This is a genomic window from Falsiroseomonas oryzae, from assembly GCF_027856955.1.
In the GTDB taxonomy this organism is placed as follows: domain Bacteria; phylum Pseudomonadota; class Alphaproteobacteria; order Acetobacterales; family Acetobacteraceae; genus Falsiroseomonas; species Falsiroseomonas oryzae.
In genome coordinates this window covers 1-975 of sequence record NZ_JAPSMD010000879.1, presented here as the reverse complement: position 1 = coordinate 975, position 975 = coordinate 1, and the positions used below count along the sequence as shown (strand labels likewise).

Below are 975 nucleotides of genomic sequence, written 5' to 3'. Positions count from 1 at the left end.
CCGCACCGCTTCGGCCACGGCCAGCGCATGGGCGCGGCCGCCACGGTCGGCCACCGGGATCTCCGGGGTCGCCGCAACGCCGAGCGCGAGGCGCGCCGGCCCGGCCGGATCGCGCGGCGCGGCGTCCGCAAGTTCGGCAATGAGGTAGCCGAACGGCGTGATCACCCCCTCGCAGCCTGTCGAGAAGACCAGGCTGGCCTGTTCCGCGACGGCCGCGCCACAGGCCTGCGCGAGGGCCGCACGGGTCGCCCCGATCGCCACTTCGCGCGAGAAGTCGTTCAGCGTCGCCGTGCCCTCCGTCTTCCCGAGGACGGCGAGGCGACGCAGCCGATCACGCGGCAGGCCAGCGAGCAGGCGGGCCAGGTCGCGGACATCGCCCGGGCCGTCGCAATCATAGGCGGAGAGCAGCAGCGTCATGCGGGCATCCTGGCTCCTGCCCACCGGTGGCCGCAACCCGGCTTGCCCCTGCGGCGCCGGCCGCGCAGCATCCGCGCCCCGACAGCGATGGCAGGCGCATGGCAGACGATTTCCTCATCCTCCGCGAGGGCGAAGCCGATGGACTCGTCACGCCCGCCGAGGCGCTCGCCGCGGTCGAGGCGGCCTGGCGCGAATACGGGGTGCGACGCCAGGTGCTGTCGAAGCCGTCCTCCATGTCGCTGCCGGCCGGGGGGACTGTCTTCAAGCTGAAGGGAGCGGTACTGCCGGATCAGGGCGTCGCAGGCTTCCGGCTGGTCGCGGATAGCCGCGGCGCCGGCGGGGAGACCACGCGCGACTGGTTCTGGCTGGCCGACGCGTCGGACGGCCGGCCGCTGGCGCTGGTCGAGGCGTACTGGCTCCACATGGTCAGGACGGCGGCGACAGGCGGGCTGGCGGCCCGCCTGCTGGCGCGGCCGGATACGCGGCGCGTCGCGCTGATCGGCGCCGGGCGCATCGCGCGGCATGTCGCGCCGGCGCTGGCCGCTGCGCTGCCCGGCA

At 75.1% G+C, this 975-nt stretch carries 1 protein-coding gene and 1 pseudogene; one reads left to right on the top strand and one right to left on the bottom strand.

Annotation, left to right across the window (positions count from 1 at the left end):
* The coding region (locus OZN99_RS32415) for a ring-opening amidohydrolase (protein WP_270939294.1) at window positions 1-417 on the bottom strand (417 nt) is incomplete at its 3' end.
* Between the two features lie 98 nt (window positions 418-515).
* On the opposite strand from OZN99_RS32415, the pseudogene OZN99_RS32410 reads away from it, so the two are divergent.
* A pseudogene (locus OZN99_RS32410) lies at window positions 516-975 on the top strand (hypothetical protein); the annotation flags it as partial.